Source organism: Streptomyces tateyamensis (genome assembly GCF_003205575.1).
Classification (GTDB): Bacteria; Actinomycetota; Actinomycetes; order Streptomycetales; family Streptomycetaceae; genus Kitasatospora; species Kitasatospora tateyamensis.
This window is the reverse complement of the sequence record NZ_PYBW01000168.1, coordinates 1,823-2,867: the sequence shown is the minus strand read 5'-3', so window position 1 is coordinate 2,867 and position 1,045 is coordinate 1,823. Positions and strand designations below refer to the sequence as shown.

Annotated in this window: 2 protein-coding genes; both read left to right on the top strand. The window is 68.0% G+C overall.

From position 1 onward, the window contains the following. Positions 1-169 precede the first annotated feature (169 nt). A complete protein-coding gene (amcA, locus tag C7C46_RS35465; protein ID WP_181442631.1) occupies positions 170-334 on the top strand; it encodes a multiple cyclophane-containing RiPP AmcA in 165 nt (54 codons plus the stop codon). A 75-nt stretch (positions 335-409) separates the two neighbouring features. Then, positions 410-1,045 (top strand): pentapeptide repeat-containing protein (locus C7C46_RS31050; protein ID WP_245985231.1); only part of this gene is annotated, 636 nt, incomplete at its 3' end.

The window sequence follows — 1,045 nt, the reverse complement described above, 5'->3', positions numbered from 1 at the left end:
ACGAGTACGAGGCCCGGTGCGAGTTCTTCGGCTTCTGCCGGGGAGCCCAGGCCGGCAATCGCTACTTCGAGAACGGGCGCCTGGACACCACCGAAACCAACTACTGCCGCGTGTCCAGGCAGGCCCTCGTCACCGCACTGTCCGATACCGTCCGAGAGGAGCAACCAGCATGACCATCCTCGAACTGCTGGCCGTCACCGAGTCCCCCGTGGTTGCCGACCTGACGTCCAGTCACCCGGTTGCGGTCGCCAAGTTCGACAACCGGCCGACCTGGGACAACGTCGGCTCGTCGTTCGACAACCGGCCCACCTGGGACAACAAGACCAGCAAGTAGCAGCACCTGAGCACCCGGGGCCCGCACCGCGCGGTGCGGCCGGCCCGACAGAGCGGAGCCCCGCCCGTGGACAGCATGACCTTCGGCCGCGTCACCGTCACCCTGCCCGCCCTGGACGAGCCCGGCCGCTACCTGTCCAACGTCACCTCCCTGGATTCCGCCCGGGGCATCGTCCAGGACTTCCAGTACGGCGACGCCGACCTGCGGGCCCTGGACCTGTCCGACATCAGCCTCATCACCGGCCGCGTCAGGGGGCTGCGGGCCGATCGCGTCCGGCTCGACAAGGTCCGCCTGGACTCCGTCGAGTTCGACACCTGCGACCTGGCCACCGCCCGCATCACGGACAGCAAGCTGTCCCGTGTCGTCTTCCGCAACTGCAAGATCATGGGTGCCGGCCTCACCGGCGTGGCCCTGGACAACGTGCTCTTCGAGAACTGCAAGCTCCACTACGCGAGCTTCGAGCAGGTCCGGGCCACCGGGCCGGTCGCGTTCTCCAAGTGCGTGCTCACTGAGGCGACCTTCACCGGCTGCGACCTGACCGGAGTGGTCCTGGACGCGTGCACGCTGCGCCTGGCCGAGTTCGGGCCGGGTAAGTACCAGGATCTGGACCTGCGCGGCAACGACCTGACGTCGATGCGGGGCGTTGCCCACCTTGCCAAGGTGATCATCGATCGGGCTCAGCAGGCCGAGCTCGCCGAAGCCCTGATCGCG